Raw genomic sequence first — 16,732 nt, 5'->3', positions numbered from 1 at the left:
GTGGTGTTCGTCACGGCGTTCGACGCGTACGCGGTGCAGGCCTTCGAGGTGCAGGCGCTGGACTATCTGCTCAAGCCCGTGGCGCCGGCACGGTTGGCCAGCACCCTCACGAACCTCGCGCGTCGCGGTGGTCTCGACATCCGAACCATGCCCGATCCGGCCGATGAGGACGCCGTCGCTTCGCCACCGGAACGCCTCGCCCTCACGGCCCGACTATTTCTTCGTCTCGACGAACGCATGGGATTCCTCGCCGTGGCGCAGATTCGGGCCGTCCTTGCTGACGGAGATCGCGCGATCGTCGTCACCCTCGACGGGCGGCGTTGGCAGGTGCGGAAGCCGCTGCGCGAGTGGGTGCTACGGTTGCCGGAAGAACAGTTTCTGCAGATCCACCGAGGAGCCCTGGTCAACCTCAACGAGGTGCAGCGCGTGGACGAATGGAGTCACGGCAGCTTCCACGTCCATCTGCGCGGCGAGTCGACGCCGATGGTCATGAGCCGCCGGTTCGCGTCACGCGTGCGGGCACGGCTGGGGTAAGCGCGCGCGGAAACGGTCCCCCCAGCCGAGGCACACGTGACACGATCAGCGGCGGGACACCCGTGCGCCGGGCCGGAGACGAGGCCCGGGCAGCCATGTATCCGCGCGAGACCAGGCCACATCGAATTCCTTCTGTACACGCGCGGCCTCGTCGACCTTTCCCTGGGTCGCGAGCGCCTGCTGCAACCCGCGCAATGCCCAACCGTTGTGTGGGCGCTTCGCGAGGTCGGCGCGCAGCACACGCTCGGCGTCGGCGGCGCGGGCACCATCGAGCAACACCCCCGCCAGCACATGGCGCGGCGGCAGCAGCCACAGGTCGTGCTCCTCGTACGGCAGCGAATCCTCGGCGGCGACCGCCTCCTCCAGCGCGACGACCGCGCTGTCGATGCGCCCACGCGCCGCCTCCAGCTCGCCCGCGAGGATCCCCCGGGCGATGGTGATGCGATGGCGATCCAACGCGGCGCGCTCCATGCCTGCGGAGTCGCGCGCGGCCAGCGCAGACCGTCGCTGCGCGGCTTCGAGTAGAGCGTCCACCACGTCGAGCTGTGAACGCGCCGGTCCGGTGAGCGCCGAGTCGAGCAGGGCAAGACCGAGCGCGACCGCCGACCACGCCGCGATGACGGGGCTGTCCGTACGTGGGCGCACCGCGCGCACGTCGCTCCAGCGGCCGAAGCGCACCAGCGCGACCATCACCAGGGCATCGTACGACGGAGTCTGCCGAGCCAGCGATCGCAGCGCATCGAGCGCGACGGCGCCCTGTCCATCCATCACTGCACCACCCACGAGCATGCCCAGGTTGTGCTGCGGGTACACACCGGGGACACCGCCTGCCAGTCCGTGCTGATCGGCCATCATGGCTCGCTGGTTGGCCCGCACCGCATCACCCCAGCGGCCCAGTCGGTGATACACATGTGACGGCATGTGCAGCATGTGGCTCGCCCCCGGCATCCCGTCGCCGAGGAGCTCGGCACAGCGCTCGGCCTTGCCGGGCTCCGGGCCCTCCTCGGTGGCGTGGATGTAGAGATGGCACGCGCCCGGGTGGCGCAGGGTGCGCGCGAGCACCGTCTCGAACGGCGCGAGCACCGCCGCCGCCCCGGGCAGCGGGCGCCTGTCGCGCGTGTACATGCCGTCCCACCCCGCGAGGATCAGCCGCGCCTCGCCGAGGAGCGCCTGCACCTCGTCGTCGGCGGGGAAGCGCGCCGCGACCGACGCCATCGCGGTCGCGTAGGCGGTGTCGAGCGCCCGACGCCGCCCCGTGTCGGGCACGGCGGCGTAGCGCGTCGCCATCGCCGCGATGAGCGCGCGATCCGCCGGCTTCGCGCGCGACGCGAGCGCCTGCGCGCGCCCGATCGCGACGTGCGCCTCCGCGAGACGCGTGCTGTCCGACTCGGGATCGTTGAGGTACGGTCCGCGCGCCCACGCCACGCCCCACCAGCACATCGCGCAGGTCGAGTCGGCCGCGATGCCTTCCTTGAAGCTCATCACCGCCTCGTCGTGCCCGAAGGCCCACGCGAGCCGCAGCCCCTGGTCGAACCAGCGCTGCGCCGCCGCCGACACGCCGCCGAGCGGGCGCCCGTGCGTGCCGAGGTTGTCGAAGAGCGCGATCGCCGGCGCGGCCGGGCGCGGGGCGGTGACGGGCGAGGCGGCCGGCGCGGCCGACGCGGCGTGCTCGTGTGCCTGCGCGGCGAGGCGCACCGGGGCGACGCCCAGCAGGAGCGTCAGGACGAGGCGATGCGGTGCGGGCATGGGATGCGGACGGTGATGTTGGATGAACATGGACCCTGGGTCGCGTGAAGGGTGGCGGAACAATGTGACACGACAGAGTGCCACCACACGCGATGCCAGCGAGAGGGCAACGCGGCCAGCGGATCACGACGTCGACAAGCGGCCGACACCGTCGACCACCGCACCACGACGATCCGCTGGCAACCGGTTGTCGAACCAGCGGGCCGCTGACCCGCTTCCACGGCCCTTCGCGCGAATGCCCTCACGACCACCGTGTACCGGCCACGAACATTGGCCTCGTCGGTCGCGCATCGGCGTCCGGTACCCTCCCCACACTCCTCGGCGGTCCTCGCATGTACGGTCTTCGACCTGTGGTCCTTCTGCTCGCCACCGGTGTCGCCTGCAGTGGCGTACGCACGCCACTCCTCACCGGTGAACGGCTGACCCCATCGGCCGTCTCTGATTCAGTGCCGTCGGGGTGGCAGACCGACGGACGCGCCATCTCCATGCGGTTCGATTCGACCGCAGGCGCCCGCCGCGGTGGTCGTCCGACGCTTCGTGTCGCCTATGATTCGAGTGCACCGTACGCAGGCATCGTGCAGCGGGTCACGGCCGCTCCGCTTGCCGGACGATCGGTTGAACTGCGCGCGCATCTCATGCGCGATTCGAGTCGGGCGAAAGTCGGCATCTGGATGATGGCCGTCTCGGACAGCCAGGAACGGCTCGCGTACCTGAATAGCTACGATTCGGTGTCGTCCGGACCGTACCGGTGGGCCACGCATCGCCTGCGGTTGACCGTGCCGACCGGGACGGCGCGCCTTCTGGTGGGCGCAGCCATCCATACCGAGCATGGCGTGATGTGGGTCAGCGACCTCTCGCTACAGCGGTGGGGGCGGTGATGTCGACAGCGTACGACAGGGGGGTGCTGGCACTGCGGGTCCTGATGGGGAGCCCGATGATTGCCTTGCACGGCTGGGGGAAAGCGCAGGCGCTGTTCGCCGAAGGTCCCGTGTCCTTCGCGGATCCACTGCACCTCGGTGCCACCCCCACGCTGATCATCGCGGTGCTGACCGAGTTCGTCGCACCGATGCTGGTACTCCTCGGCGTTCGCACCCGCTGGGCCGCGTCGGCGACCGCGGCCACCATGAGCGTCGCCCTGGTGTTCGTTCATGGTGGGGCGCTCACGGGTGATCACAGCGGGGAGCTGGCGTATCTGTATCTGGTGGGCTTCGTGGTGCTGGCGATCACGGGTGGCGGACGGTACGCCGTGGAACGTGGGGCCTGAGGCGCTGCAGCAGCATGCCCGGGATGCTGGATCGACACGCGACGATGAGGATGTCGGAAAGGCCGAAGAGCGTGGCCAGCCAGATGGGCACGCCGACCCACCGCCCGTCGTGACTGCAGGGTGGCAGTCACGAGCGCCAGAAGGGTGGGCGAAGCAACGACCTTCTGCCGAGTACGTCCTGGGCATTGCGCCAATACGAGGCGACTCCGAACATGAGCCCCCAATCGAAATTCCGCTCTCCATCCCCTCCGATGCGCCGACGGCGGGCGGCGTTGCGCTGCATGCGGACGCGGTAGAATGCCGGCCTTGCAGTGATTCCGCGCAGCAGAAGCCACGTGAGGCGGGCCCCACGTGGATGGTGCGCAACGGAGTCGCCGACAGGTTCCTCGCCTGCGGCGTGCTCGACCACGGGTTTGCGCGCATCCGTAGTGACGACGGGACACCCCCGAAGCGGCTCCGCGCTGACTGTCTGCATCGGCGCCGTCTGCTCGGCGGGATCGCCCGCGTCGCCCCCCGAACCGTCACGGCCGCCCGCCATCGTCCCCGAGCCCCGACTCGCGCCGACCGAGGCCAATCGCCGTTGGGCGAAGGCCCCACGGTGGCCCTCCTTCAGCAGATCTTCGAGGTGGACCCGCTGGCGTGCCCGTGCTGCTACGGCGCGATGGGCATCGTTGCCTTCATCACCCAGATGTCGGTGATCGACCAGATCCTCCCCCATCTCGGCGGAGGGATCCCCCCATCAACGCGGGCCCGCCCGAGCCGAGACACGTCATGCGCCGCGCACCCGTCCACAAAAGGCACGCCGCCGCCCGTCAGGAGGCGCTGGCAAGGTCGGCGATCACGCTCTACGCTCGATGGAGAGTCGACCCACCTCGATTGAAAGTCCTATCCCGGTCGACCTGTACGTGACCGTCAACACCGCCGTGGCACATCTCGCCGGTGCCCTTGGGACCCCGACCCTGCTCTGTCTTCCGTTCTCCCCCGACTTCCGGTGGAGCGTGAGCGGAACGCGTACGCTCTGGTACGACAGCCTGACCATCCGTCGCCAACAGGATGTATCAGAATGGACTGGCGTGCTCACCGCGGTGCGGCACGCGGTGCAGCGGTTGCACGACGGCATCGATCACGCGTGACACCTCGTCGTCGGTAAGCGCCGGGTAGATGGGTAGGCACAGAATCTCGCGTGCCGCCTCGACGGCCACCGGCAGATGGCACGGGTCGGCGCTCGGCAGGTCGCGGTAGGCGGCGAAGTCGGTGATCAGCGGATAGAAGTACCGACGCGCGAGGATCTCCTGCGACTTCAGCATCTCGTACAGGCCGTCACGGGTCAGTGGGTAGGGTGACTGCACGCGAACGGGGAAGTACGAGTGGTTTGGAGCGTCCTGAGCTCCGTCGGGCAGACATTCGATCCCCGGCACATCGCGCAGCGCTTCGCGGTAGCGTCGGGCCACTGCGGCACGACGTGCGATGGCATCGTCGACGTATCGTAGCTGCAGCAGACCGAACGCGGCATGCACTTCGCTCATCTTGCCGTTGAGCCCGATCTCCTCAATGGTCGTTTCATTTTTCATGGCGAAGTTCTTGAGCTGGTCGATGCGCGCCTTCGTGGCCGCATCGGGCGCGATGATCGCGCCGCCCTCGAACGTGTTGAACACCTTCGTGGCGTGCAAGCTCAGGACCGACAGGGCACCGGCGTGGAGAATGCTCCGGCCCTGCATCCGCACTCCGAAAGCGTGCGCGGCATCGTAGAGCACCTTGAGCCGATGCCGATCGGCGATGGCCTGGATGGCGTCGATGGCGCACGGATTCCCGTAGCAGTGCACCGCCATGATCGCCGAGGTCCGCGGCGTGATGGCGGCTTCGATCAGCTGGGGGTCGATGTTCAGCGTGCATGGCTCCACGTCGACGAACACCGGCTCGAGGTTCCGCTGCCGCAAGGCGTGGGCACCGGCCACGAAGGAGAACGGCGTGGTGATCACCTCTCCATCGAGATCGAGGACCTGGACAGCCACCATCAGCGCCGTTGTGGCGTTGGTGAAGAGCGACAGGTGTGCCACCCCCAGGTACGTACACAGCGCAGCTTCGAGCTCCTGATGGAGTGGCCCGCCATTCGTGAGGATCCGACTGTCCCATATCCGCTGCAGATACGGAATGAACTCCTCGAGCGGGGGCAGCAGTGGTTGCGTGACCGTGAGGCGCGTCATCTTGCCGTGCGGCTCGACGGTGCCAGCGGGCCGTGCGCGAGTCGCACGAGATACCGACCGTATTCGGTCGCCTCGAGCGGTGCCGCGCAGGCGAGCAACGGATCGACGGTCATCCACCCTTGCCGGTAGGCGATCTCTTCGGGACAACGCATCTTCAGCCCCTGACGGCGTTCGATCGTGGCCACGGACGAGCCGGCCTCGCAAAGTGAGTCGGAGGTGCCAGTGTCGAGCCAGGCCATACCGCGTCCCCCGACCGGCATGCGCAGATCCCCACGCTCCATGTACACGCGAGTGAGGTCGGTGATTCCCACTTCGCCGAGGGCGGACGGTTGGATGTCGGCCGCGCGGTCCACCACGCTGTTGTCGCAGGAATCCAAGCCGGTCACCGCGTAGTTCGATCGCGGTACCGCCGGCTTCTCCTCGGGGCGCAGCACCCGGCCGCGCGCGACGGGGTCGTTCCCGATGACTTCACGGCCAAGCAAGAGGACCGATAGGGGATAACGCATCATCGGCGTGTGGTAGACCGGCAGGAGGTGCTTGCTGATCGCGCGCGTCACGGGGGGCAGCCGAGTGCCCGATCCTCCGGGCTACTCATCCACAAGATCGCAGATGGCGCGCACGACGGATAGGTTGCCGCGCCCGGCGCGGGCCCCGATCAGGAAAGTGCCGCCGGGGCGGCCGCGCTCGAAGGGGGCCACCAGCGCGTCCACGTGGTCTTCCATGTACAACCAGTCGGGCCCGTTCTGCCCCCGGCCGTAGACCGGCGGCGGCTTCCCCTCGATGGCCTTGAGGACCATGAGGGGGATCAGCTTCTCGGGACACTGATACGGACCGTAGTTGTCGGAGCAGTTGGGGACGTCTGGCGGTGATAGCATCGGGACTCCCCTGGCGGTCATGACCTCGGTGCGCCGACGGCGGTCTGCGTGGGTTGGTCCGCCGGCACGTCTAACGCAGCGCCCGCAGTTGGATGTGCTGCTCGATGTGCTCGAGAAACACGTGGGTGGGAAGTGACAGCTCCATGAGCGCCGCCCCAAAAGCGGCACATCGTGCACGGTGCGCGGCAGGATCGCGCCGCACCACGTCGACCTTCCGCACGAGCTCCACCGGATCGCCGCCGAAGAACAGGTCTCCAAAGGGGGCTTCGAGCGGGGTGCCACGATGAAAGGAGGAACTGAGCAGGAATCCGGCTCCTGCCTGAAGAGCACGTGACGTTCGATCGTGCAACATGTCGTTCGATGCCGCGACGTCGAGAATGCCGTACGCACTCTGGTACTGGTACCCCGAGTGCTTGGCGGTATCCGCGGCAAAGAACTCGTGATTGGGGTTTCCCCGTGCCTGGAACCGCTCCCAGCCCCGACCGTATATGCGGATGGGCACCTCCGGCAGGGCATCGAGAATGAACGTCGCCGCCACGTTGCGATGCACGCGATCGAGTTCACGCGTCAGTCGCCACATGATGTCGGAGGCCTCGGGATCAGGATCAGTGCTCAGCATGCGCGCGCGCAGGGGCGCAGGCGCAAACGCAAAAATGACATCATGGTGGTTGATGACATTGCCATCGCGGTATGCCTGATCGATCGCATCCGCAATACCATTCAGCAGCGCAGCCGTCGGGGCATCACAGCGCGCCCGCCACTCATGCCGGATCGATTCGGGATCCTGAATATTCTTGGCGAGAACGAACCATTCGCCATCGAACGGAGCCGTCTCAGAGGCCAGTTCGAAGAGGGTGGGGTAGATCCCCGCGATTGCCGGCCATTCTCGCTGCATGAGACGGTTCGCGGCATTGGCAAAGGACGCGGGGCCGTACAGGTGCAGGATGAACGCCGAAGACTGCTGATGGTTGAGTGGGTTGTAGCACGGATGATCGGCGTGCAGACACACGAGCGGAATGCGCAGCAGCTCCCAGAGCGTCTGCGTGAATCCGTCCGGCACGAGGGTACTTCCCACTCCCTGCCAGCAGAACGCCAAGTCGATCGGCGCATCCTGATGCATTTCCGCGACCGCCAGGATGGTCTGCACATCGAGAGGAATCACGTGCACGTCGTGTCCGAGCGAAGCAAGCCGCTGTTGCCACTCTCGACTGAAGTACGTGAACGGGTCGTTCTCACCTCCGGACCAGTTCAGAATTGCGATACGCATGGATACGGTGATCGGCGTGACTTCCCGGAATCGCGCTAGGCGAACGATTGATGATCCGAGAAAAACAGGGTCGTGTCGTAGAGGCTCAGGCCGAAGTGGCGCAACGCCACGTACCGGTAGTCGTGCATCGTGAGCACGGTGTCGAGAATCTCGAACATGTCCTGCGGATAGTGATAGCACGTCACGGCAAGGTCCGGACGCGACGCCCGAATCAGACGCTCCGCCCCGCGCAGCACCCGACACTCGAAGCCTTCCACGTCCATCTTGAGAAGGGTGCAGTGCTCGACCACATCGTCGAGCCGCACACAGGACACCTGCCTCGGCGTGTCCGTCTCACCGAGGGTAATGGCATTGCTCCCGAACGGATTGTTCGTGTTCTCGAAGAACCCGATCGATCCCGATGATTCGCCGACCGCAGCCTGATGGACGCGAATGCGGGGATCCGCACTCGCCAACCGCTGCAAGTCCGCAAACTGCGTCTCGGTCGGCTCGAAAGCTTCGATGGCCTGAAACTGCCCCCCGACAACAGACATGAACTTCTCGACCGTGTCTCCGCCCGCTGCCCCGACATCCACGTAAATCGCGTCAGTCCCGGGCGTGAGACTCCACTGCGAGCTCATCGTGTTGAAGTACTGGTGCTCCGTGCCGATCGCGACGGCAAACAGCGCGCGGCGATCCCCCGTGGCGAGCGCCGCACACTTCGCTGCCAGCGTCCGTCGTGAGCGATCATCAGTGAACCGGGCCGCCACACACTCCATCCGCTCGCGACTCTGACGTGCCCACCATTCCCGTTCCTCCCTCACCGGTACATACGTGTGGGGAAGGCCGAGACGGTCGAGGGCTTCGAGGAAGTCAGTGACCTGCACGTTCGCGGAACGCTCGATGCCCGCGAGCGCCCAGAATTGATCGGGGGTCTCGAAAAACTGGACGAACGTGAGCGGTTCGCTCTCGGCGCGCCGGAGCGCGTCCTGCAAGGTGACCAGTGGGCATGGCTGCCCCCACAACAGCATGTGCGAGTGATCACGCACGAAGGTGTCGCTGATCACGCCGGCAACGCGCCCTCCGAACGCATGGAAGATCCGTGGCGCGAAGAAGCGGAAGAGCCACCCCGGATACCCGATGAAGTAGACGTCCCCGGGCCCGGCAGGCACCGCGACAGGGCGGTACTCCTCCGTTCGTGCAACGAGATTTCTGGTCAGACTTCCGGTGGCGGACATGCGGTGGGGGCTGAGGACGGACGAACGCGCGACCTGTGCACTGGCTATCCGCCGTACACGATCAGCGGTTCCTCGTAGCGCGGATCATGGACGGTCTTGGCCGCCACGTCGGTACGGTAGAGGCCCGGAACGCCGATATCGCAGAGGCGACCGATCTTCACGGCGGGCGCCACGGCGACCCCCATTCTGAGGATGCAGTGGGCCCCGATCTCCGCCCGGCGCCCGATCGTCACACCGGTATCGATCCAACAGGAGGCCTTGATGCGTACGCCATGGTCGATCACGGCTCCGGCATGCACGACGCTGTTGAACTCGACGACGCTCCCGCTGCCCACCACGACACCTGAACCGATGAAGACGTTGGGCCCAACCTTCGCATCCGGCGCAACGATTGCCCCCGGCGCGGCGATGGTGGCGAGCTGGAAGCCACGGGCCATGGCGTCGCGCATCAACTCGGCTCGCTTGAAGTTGCCGAATCGCTCATCAAAAGCAGCGAAGAGGACAGTCGTGGCGGGATCATGCGCGTCGAGTGGGCTGGTGTCGAAGGCATAATCGGCACGCTGAGGAATCTCGACGCCCATCACCGGCTCACCGGTGGCAGCAGCCCATGCACGGACCACGAGATCGAGCATGTCACCCGCGCCGGCAACGACCTTAGACGTCATGGTCGGTGTCGATGATATCGACATACCATCGCTCCACGAGTTTGTTGAATCCCTCGTAGTCACCCTGGTGGGCGACCGGTCCATCGGCATGCAATGCGGCTTGCACCTCTTCCATGATCTGGATGTCCTCGCCAACCACGAGCTTGCTGCCGTGCATCTTCGACGTCAGGACCGCGCTTGAATAGGCATACGGGGCCCGCTTCCTGGCGGTCATCCAGTAGATCTCCATGTCGGTGCGCCCGGGAGAGACGGGAACATGGTGCTCGATGCTGAATGAGTAGCCGCCATCGCCGGTGGAGATATGGAGATTGGGATACGCCAGCCAGTTGAAGTACGCGTCCTGATTCCCCCAGCGCTCGACATTGGCCTGCCAATCGTAGTGGACGTCCCCTTTGAAGGTCCCCTCAGGTCCACCGACGCTGAATTGCCGAAGCAGGGCACGGCGGGCCGCCCGATCCAAGTCCGGCGGCAGATCGCGACTCCCCTCGTGGTTCAGGCGTTCGTCGACCGCCGTACCGAATGACACGCTACGGGCCAGAGACTTCGCGTGCACGAAACCCACATGATTGGGATCGCGCAGGTTCTCGTAGCCGATTTTCCAGTTGAAGTTCGCACGGAACGTGGTCGTCATGACCTCGCTGTCGTATGCGTTCGAGCTTGAGGCAAGCAGCTCGAGAAAGGCGGCATCGAACTGTTCTTCGATGGGGAGCGGATCGTCCGCAAGGTTGATGAACAGGACGTTGCCGACCGGTCGAAGGGCAAACTGACGCAGTCGCATGCCCTGTCGCTCCTGCTCGGGGTAGCGATACAGCTCATCGTGGAGCGGAATCTTCGAGGGTGCGCCTGTCGAGTCGTACTTCCAGCAATGATAGGGGCACACCAGCGGACGGTTCCCCGTCGGATCACACTGCAGTCGCGCACCGCGATGCAGGCACACGTTCTCGAAGGCTCTCAGGGCGCCGTCGAAATTCTGGATGACGATCGGAATGCCGGCGATCTTCCTCGTGAGGAAATCATTGGGCTTCGACACCATCGTGCGCAGACCGGCAAACACCCAGAGCGTCCGAAACAACTTGCGCTGCTCACGATCGAACACATCCTGCGACAGGTAGTGCCGAGGCACCATCCGAGATTTCATGTCCTGGTTCCCTCGCGAATTGCGATCAGGAGATTCGCCTGGCGGGATTGCCGAACACCGTGGCACCGGGCGGCACGTCGTTCAGCACGACACTTCCCGCACCGATGGTTGCCCCATCACCGATCCTGCGCCCCGGGAGGATGGTCGCATGGGGAAACACCGTCACGCCCGTACCGATCTCCGCCCCCCCACCAACGAAGCAGAAGCAACTGATCTGCGAATAATCACCCACGACGACATCGTGGCCGAGTACGGACAGCGAGTGCAGCACCACGAAGTTGCCAAGGCGGCAATCGGGGCCGATGGTCACACGGCGTTCCATGAAGCATCCCTGCCCGATCGTGACGTTGCGGGCGATGTACGCTTCCGTCAGGATGTTGATGAAGTGTGCACCCTTGGCCAGCAGGGGCAGCACATAGGTCGGACGAAACGAGGGCTGGCCGATGGCGCACACGAAGACGTCCTGCCGCCGGGGCACATACGTCAGTGGATCGCCGATGATTTCGCATCCGGTGACATACCCGTCGAGCACATCGCGACGACTGTCCAGAAAGCCGGCGATCCGCCATTCCTTGCCGTAGGCAGCATCATCAAGCATCTGACTGAGCGCAACACGACCGTATCCACCGGCCCCAACGATGCAGACTTCGGTCATCACGAGATGTCGCTCCGGATCATGAGACGGCGACCGCGCCGCCATCCATCACGAGCTCGGTGCCGGTGATCCAACGACTTGCGTCAGCCAGCAGGTAGATGGTGGCGTTGGCCACATCACTGGGTGTACCCACGCCAAGCGGATGACGCGCCGCCTGTGCAAGCAGGCGATCATCCCACAACGGGGTTTCCACGGCCGAGGGCACGAGGCAGTTTACGCGCATACGCCGCTTGGCTTGCTCAAGGGCGAGGCATCGCATCATGCCATGCAGGGCCGCCTTGCTCGCGGCATACGGTCCGACGCCTGCGGTTCCGGCGATGGCCGAGATCGAGGTGATGAAGACGATCGAACTCCCCGCGACCAGCGTCGAACGATAGAGCAGCCGCTGCGTCAGCATCACCGGCGCAACAAAATTGATGTCGAGCACTTCGCGCAACAGCTTCTCCGAGAGCATCTTCACCGGAGACAGCCGCTGCACCCCGGCCGCATGGACGACACCGTGAAGGGCCGGCATGCCCGCAACGAGCGCATCGAGTTCGGTCGCGACCGTCAGGTCGGCGCAGATCGGCAGATGCCCGGCACCGTCGAGTTCAGCGAAAGTCGCCTGCAGTCGGGCCTCGTTGCGACCGGTGATGACGAGCTGCGCGCCCATTCGCGAGCACGAGATGGCGATCTGCCGCCCGAGTCCCGAGGACGCCCCCGTGACCAAGACCGTCTTGCCTGCCAGCGAGAACGCGCGTGGTGATTCGAGTTCGGCCATCAAATGCTCATCCGTGAAGTCAGTCCCCCGTCGGCGATGAACAGCGAACGGGTCATCCAGCGACTGGCGTCCGAGAGCAGGAATACGGCCGCATGCGCCACATCGATCGGCTCACCCAAACCGAGAGGGGTGATATCGAGCAGCTCGTCGATCTTCGCGCCGTTTCTCCCGAGCGCGTCCAGAAGCGGTGTGCGCACGTAGCCGGGCGACAAGACGTTCGCCCGCATCTTGTGTTTGGCCACTTCGAGCGCAAGCGTGCGCGCCGCCCCGAGCAACGCGGCCTTGCTGGCGGAGTAGACGGCGGTGGCCACGGGCCCAACCTCCGAGGCGACGGCCCCCACGAAGACGATGGACGCTCCCTGCTGCAGCGATCGCGTGGCCAGTAGCGCCTTGGTGAGCAGAAGCGGGGCGTGCACGTTCAGTCCGAGGACATCGTCGAGATGCGCATGGGAGATCATGCGGAACGGGACCATCCTTGCGATACCGGCGGCGTGCACCACGCCATCCAGTGCCCCTGCTTCCGCCACCACACGATCGATGGCGCCGGTCTCGAGGAGATCGGCAGCAACAGCGCTGTGCCCCGATCCAGCGAGATGCCCCAGTGTGTCGTGGAGGCGCTCGCCATGACGGCCGGTGAGCACCACGGTGCCACCCATCTCGGCGCAACTGATCGCAATCTGACGGCCGATCCCCGACGAGGCGCCGGTAACGAGCAGGCGGCGCCCCGCCAGACTGAACGGGTTGACGCTCATGCTTCGATCAGCTCGGGAAAGACGGCCCCTTCGATGTCAACAAGCGCAGTCCCCCATGACAGGCCGATCCCGAACCCGGACAGCAGCACCCGATTCTTGCGGGACGCCAGCTCCCCGCGAATCCGGGCCGTCATCGTGACCGGAATCGATGCGCCACTCGTATTGCCAAAGTCCTGCAGCGTGGACGGCACCTTCTCGGGCGGGAGGCCAAGCTTCTTCCGGATCGTCTCGTTGATCATCCGGTTGGCCTGGTGAAACACGAAGTAGTCGATCGAGTCGGGGCTCGTGCCCGCGTACTCCATCAGGCGCTTGACCGCCGGCGGTACGCGTTGGGTGGAGAAGCTCAGGACCGCGGCACCATCCAGCTGGAGATCATCAGGCCGACGCCACTCACCGTCTGCATCCTTGTACGGAATGAAGTGCTGGAGGCCGGCCGGCTCGCGGTGACCGCCAACCGGCAACATGATGGCGCGAAACCCACTACCGTCACTGTTGAGGTCAAAAAAGATCGGTGGCGCGGACACATCGTACTCGAGCGCCGTGGCCGTTGCTGCATCGGAGAACAATGGCTCGCGAACGGATCCGGATCGATCGCCCACCAGCACCAGGGCCTTCTTGACAGTACCGGCGGCGATCATCGAGCCGACCAGATGCAGGGCAAACGGATAGGCCGAGCACCCGAGATTGACGTCGAAAGCGATGGTGGCATGAGACAAACCCAGCCGGTCCTGCAGGATGATCGCCGTGGACGGGATGAGATAATCGGGCGATTGCGTCACGACGATGAGGGCATCGATCTCGTCTCGCTGCCATTCCAGCGCCGCCAGAAGCCGCTCGGTCGCGTCGAAGGCGAGGTCGGAGAAGCACTGCCACTCGGGACACAACCGGCGCTCGTAGATCCCGATGTTTCGGGCGAGCCGCTCACGCTCCGCTTTCCTGGACGGCGGGCAATCGAGATTGCTGACCTTGTGCTTGGGTACACACGTGGCCATCCCGCGGTACCGGACGTTGCGCAGCGTCGAGAGGCCCATGGCCCTACCCGATCAGCGCAAAAAGGTCATGGATGGTCTTGCAGGACATCAGCGTCTCGCCGGTGATCGTCTTGCCGTACTCCATGTCGAACATCACGATCACGCCGAGCGCGGCGAGAGAGTCCCACTGTGACAGGTCGGCAAAGACCGTGTCCGGCGTGATCTCCACGGGTTCCTGGAAGTCCACGGCCGTGGTGAACTTTTCAATGAAGTCACCGATCGAAGCCATCACCACCTCATATCAGGGTAGAGCGTGCATCACCAAGGATCTGCGCAAGATACTACAGGGGGTATGGACCTGCCATGGAGCACGCCGCGCCCGCGCCGTGAAGCGATCGGACTCGACGATCGGGAAGCCGATGCACGCCGATGTCGAATCGCCGTCGGCCACCCGCACCAACAGCGCGCCAAGTCCGGGGGCTCCCGCCAGTCGCCCGGAATCGATCGCCCCCGACGGCAGGTCCGTGCTCGCCACCTGACCGAACGCTCCTCGCTCCCCACGATGACCCGCGGCAGCGGCGGGAGTTGCCGGGAAAGATCGTCCCTGCCGGACTAGGCCGTGCGTTTGCGCATGAACAGGCTGTCGCTCCACGCGAACGCACAATCGAAGTGCCCGGTCTCCAGCAGTTCATCGCCAACACGCGTGGGTCCGTCGCCGAAAGCCCACTGGTAGTCGTCGAACACGATCCAGCCCCCCGGCATTACCAGCGGCTCCCACGCGTCCACATCGCGTCGCACCTGATCGTAGCGATGATTGGCATCCACGTGCAGCAGTGATACGGCACCCGTCAGTGACACTTCGCGCAGTTCGGGCATGGTGAGCAGGCCGCGTCGCCCAGCCGCTTGATATGAGCGCGCGGCATCGACGGCTTCCTCACGGATATAGCCCATGTTCGGCACTTCGCTCGCCAAGGCGAGAAACTCTTCGAACACGTGCTCCTGATCGTACGCGGACTGTGTCGCGTTCAACACGCCGGCGGCCACCCCCTGATCCGTGATGCGCGCCCTCCCCCACGAATCCACACACACGGTGCTCCCCAGGCCATGGGCATGGGCCAGGCGCGCCAGCGCGTACGCGGAGCGCCCGTAGAACACGCCCAGCTCCACCACGTCGCCAGGCGGCGTGACCCGAGCGAGCGCACAGAGCGCCTCGAGCTTGGTCACGTCGCACTGCCCGTACGTGCGGAGAAAGCCGCGATGCAGCGACGCGTATTCGGCGACCGACAACGGCGGCGCCACCTTGCCATCCGGGGCGGGAAGACTGCTGGCCACCTGGTCCGCCCGCTGCCGGCGCGCCCACGACAGACTTGGCGCGAACACCTGCCACTGCTGCTGCACGGGGTGTGCGCCACGGAAGGCGGCGCGTATCATGACATCCATTTCGGCGAGACGCGCCAGGTGCGCCCACACCCCCACGTGCATCGTCACGAGGTGCGTCACGCCATGCGTGTGCATCGCCGCGCGCAGCGCGTCATCGAACCCGTCGTCCGACACGTACGGCAGGTGGATGGAAGCGTCGCATCCGTCGACCGGCTGCAGTGGCATGACCGAACTTGCCGCAACCACACGCATGCCGAGCATGCGGGCCGTGCGGACGATCGGCATTACGCTGTCGACATCGACCGGGAATACCAGCAGCGTCTGAGACATCGTGCAAACTACCGCGATGTGCGGTGAATCTTCAGGTGCATCACACCGCGCACCACGATCCGCACCGGCCACGTCAGGCCAATGGTTCGGCCTCGATCGGACAGGCAGGCAGGTCGACCACCTGCGACAAAGAGACGCTGGCCGACGCTGCGGAATCCTCCGGCGTGGTGGTGCGCGACGCGGGCACCGCCATGGGCGCGATCGCGAGGTCGGCCCGGGAGACGTGCGAGACATGCTGTTGTGTTCAGCTTGAACCGGCCCGACAACCGGGACCGGATCACGCGGCATCGGTGGGCAAGGGCCACGGATTGACATATTGGAGCAAATGGTCTAATATATTCCTGTGCGCCCCAAACTCTTCGATCCCGACGCCGTCATTGCCAGCGCGCTGCCCCTATTCTGGCGGCAGGGCTACGAGGGAACGCACATGCCCGAACTCCTGGACGCGATGGGGCTTGGCAAGGCGAGCTTCTATAACGCGTTCGCCTCCAAGCATGCGGTGTTCCTCACCGTCCTCGACCGCTATTTCAGCGCGGTCGATCTCGTACTGGCCAGAGCGCTCGAGGGCGTGAAGCATCGGGACGAAGCGGTTGCCCGCCTGCTGGACGCGATCTTGACCGTGGCACGCGATCCAGAAGGAAGGACAGTCGGCTGGCGCGGCTGCCTGATTGGCAACACGGCCCTCGAGATGGGGGCACACGACGAAACCGTGCGCGACCGCCTCAACCGGGGCGTGCGTCTCCTGCGGCGCCATTTCGCCAAGGCGCTCAGCCTCGCCGATAGCGACGGACGCGTCCTGCCGGAGAGCGCCGTATCCGCGCTCGCCTTGCACGCCGTTGCCGGCATCCAGGGCATCCTGCTGCTGGCAAAGGCCGGAATGCTCGAGGAGGAGATCAGGGCAGCGAGGCAGACGCTGTTGCTCACGCTTCACGCATCCCCAACGATCTGAACACTGGGTACGGCCTTAGGGAGCG

At 65.6% G+C, this 16,732-nt stretch carries 17 protein-coding genes and 1 pseudogene; 4 read left to right on the top strand and 14 right to left on the bottom strand.

Annotated features, from left to right (window positions below; translation table 11 throughout):
* Positions 1 to 534: LytTR family DNA-binding domain-containing protein (locus LW840_RS05395; RefSeq protein WP_291276554.1), on the top strand; the 534-nt coding region annotated here is incomplete at its 5' end.
* A gap of 45 nt (positions 535 to 579) precedes the next feature.
* Here LW840_RS05395 and LW840_RS05390 read toward each other — a convergent pair.
* Positions 580 to 2,280 (bottom strand): hypothetical protein, encoded by a 1,701-nt coding sequence (locus LW840_RS05390; RefSeq protein ID WP_291266347.1) that lies wholly within the window; start codon positions 2,278 to 2,280, stop codon positions 580 to 582.
* 350 nt (positions 2,281 to 2,630) lie between these two features.
* On the opposite strand from LW840_RS05390, the gene LW840_RS05385 reads away from it, so the two are divergent.
* The gene (locus tag LW840_RS05385) at positions 2,631 to 3,158 is read left to right on the top strand and encodes a hypothetical protein (RefSeq protein ID WP_291268840.1); all 528 of its coding nucleotides are present in this window, start codon (positions 2,631 to 2,633) and stop codon (positions 3,156 to 3,158) included.
* Positions 3,158 to 3,544, top strand: a complete 387-nt coding sequence (locus tag LW840_RS05380; RefSeq protein WP_291262992.1) for a DoxX family protein — start codon at positions 3,158 to 3,160, stop codon at positions 3,542 to 3,544. Before LW840_RS05385 ends, LW840_RS05380 begins: the two co-directional genes overlap by 1 nt.
* A 1,058-nt stretch (positions 3,545 to 4,602) precedes the next feature.
* Here the strand turns inward: LW840_RS05380 and LW840_RS05375 are convergent.
* The 13 genes and pseudogenes from LW840_RS05375 to LW840_RS05315 all read right to left on the bottom strand — a co-directional run bounded on the left by LW840_RS05375 (position 4,603) and on the right by LW840_RS05315 (position 15,758).
* The gene (locus tag LW840_RS05375) at positions 4,603 to 5,748 is read right to left on the bottom strand and encodes a DegT/DnrJ/EryC1/StrS family aminotransferase (protein ID WP_291266345.1); all 1,146 of its coding nucleotides are present in this window, start codon (positions 5,746 to 5,748) and stop codon (positions 4,603 to 4,605) included.
* Positions 5,745 to 6,332: pseudogene (locus tag LW840_RS05370) on the bottom strand (sugar phosphate nucleotidyltransferase); the annotation flags it as partial. The gene LW840_RS05375 and the pseudogene LW840_RS05370, both read right to left, overlap by 4 nt.
* A 3-nt stretch (positions 6,333 to 6,335) precedes the next feature.
* Entirely contained in the window at positions 6,336 to 6,623 is a 288-nt protein-coding gene (locus LW840_RS05365; RefSeq protein ID WP_291266344.1) for an NAD-dependent epimerase/dehydratase family protein, read from the bottom strand.
* Positions 6,624 to 6,693: 70 nt separating this feature from the next.
* Entirely contained in the window at positions 6,694 to 7,890 is a 1,197-nt protein-coding gene (locus LW840_RS05360; RefSeq protein WP_291266343.1) for a hypothetical protein, read from the bottom strand.
* 35 nt (positions 7,891 to 7,925) lie between these two features.
* Positions 7,926 to 9,041 (bottom strand): FkbM family methyltransferase, encoded by a 1,116-nt coding sequence (locus LW840_RS05355; protein WP_291266342.1) that lies wholly within the window; start codon positions 9,039 to 9,041, stop codon positions 7,926 to 7,928.
* A gap of 110 nt (positions 9,042 to 9,151) precedes the next feature.
* On the bottom strand, positions 9,152 to 9,772 hold the full coding sequence (locus LW840_RS05350) for a hypothetical protein (protein ID WP_291276553.1): 621 nt from the start codon (positions 9,770 to 9,772) through the stop codon (positions 9,152 to 9,154).
* Positions 9,762 to 10,910: a Rieske 2Fe-2S domain-containing protein gene (locus LW840_RS05345; RefSeq protein WP_291266341.1), complete on the bottom strand. Its 1,149-nt coding sequence runs from the start codon at positions 10,908 to 10,910 to the stop codon at positions 9,762 to 9,764. The genes LW840_RS05350 and LW840_RS05345 overlap by 11 nt, the downstream gene beginning before the upstream one ends.
* 25 nt (positions 10,911 to 10,935) lie before the next feature.
* Entirely contained in the window at positions 10,936 to 11,565 is a 630-nt protein-coding gene (locus LW840_RS05340) for a NeuD/PglB/VioB family sugar acetyltransferase (RefSeq protein ID WP_291266340.1), read from the bottom strand.
* Positions 11,566 to 11,584: 19 nt separating this feature from the next.
* Positions 11,585 to 12,325 (bottom strand): SDR family oxidoreductase, encoded by a 741-nt coding sequence (locus LW840_RS05335; protein WP_291262966.1) that lies wholly within the window; start codon positions 12,323 to 12,325, stop codon positions 11,585 to 11,587.
* Complete coding sequence (locus LW840_RS05330; RefSeq protein ID WP_291262965.1) at positions 12,325 to 13,077, bottom strand: SDR family oxidoreductase; 753 nt, start codon at positions 13,075 to 13,077, stop codon at positions 12,325 to 12,327. Before LW840_RS05330 ends, LW840_RS05335 begins: the two co-directional genes overlap by 1 nt.
* Positions 13,074 to 14,108: a ketoacyl-ACP synthase III gene (locus tag LW840_RS05325; RefSeq protein WP_291262964.1), complete on the bottom strand. Its 1,035-nt coding sequence runs from the start codon at positions 14,106 to 14,108 to the stop codon at positions 13,074 to 13,076. Before LW840_RS05325 ends, LW840_RS05330 begins: the two co-directional genes overlap by 4 nt.
* 4 nt (positions 14,109 to 14,112) lie before the next feature.
* Positions 14,113 to 14,337 (bottom strand): acyl carrier protein, encoded by a 225-nt coding sequence (locus LW840_RS05320; RefSeq protein ID WP_291266337.1) that lies wholly within the window; start codon positions 14,335 to 14,337, stop codon positions 14,113 to 14,115.
* A gap of 323 nt (positions 14,338 to 14,660) precedes the next feature.
* Positions 14,661 to 15,758, bottom strand: coding sequence for a class I SAM-dependent methyltransferase (locus tag LW840_RS05315; protein ID WP_291276552.1), 1,098 nt, complete (start codon positions 15,756 to 15,758; stop codon positions 14,661 to 14,663).
* Positions 15,759 to 16,101: 343 nt separating this feature from the next.
* On the opposite strand from LW840_RS05315, the gene LW840_RS05310 reads away from it, so the two are divergent.
* On the top strand, positions 16,102 to 16,707 hold the full coding sequence (locus LW840_RS05310; RefSeq protein WP_291266335.1) for a TetR/AcrR family transcriptional regulator: 606 nt from the start codon (positions 16,102 to 16,104) through the stop codon (positions 16,705 to 16,707).
* The last annotated feature ends 25 nt before the right edge of the window (positions 16,708 to 16,732 follow it).

Source organism: Gemmatimonas sp., assembly GCF_021298855.1.
In the GTDB taxonomy this organism is placed as follows: domain Bacteria; phylum Gemmatimonadota; class Gemmatimonadetes; order Gemmatimonadales; family Gemmatimonadaceae; genus Gemmatimonas.
Note: the sequence above shows the minus strand (reverse complement) of the source record. Positions and strands in the feature narration are given on the sequence as shown.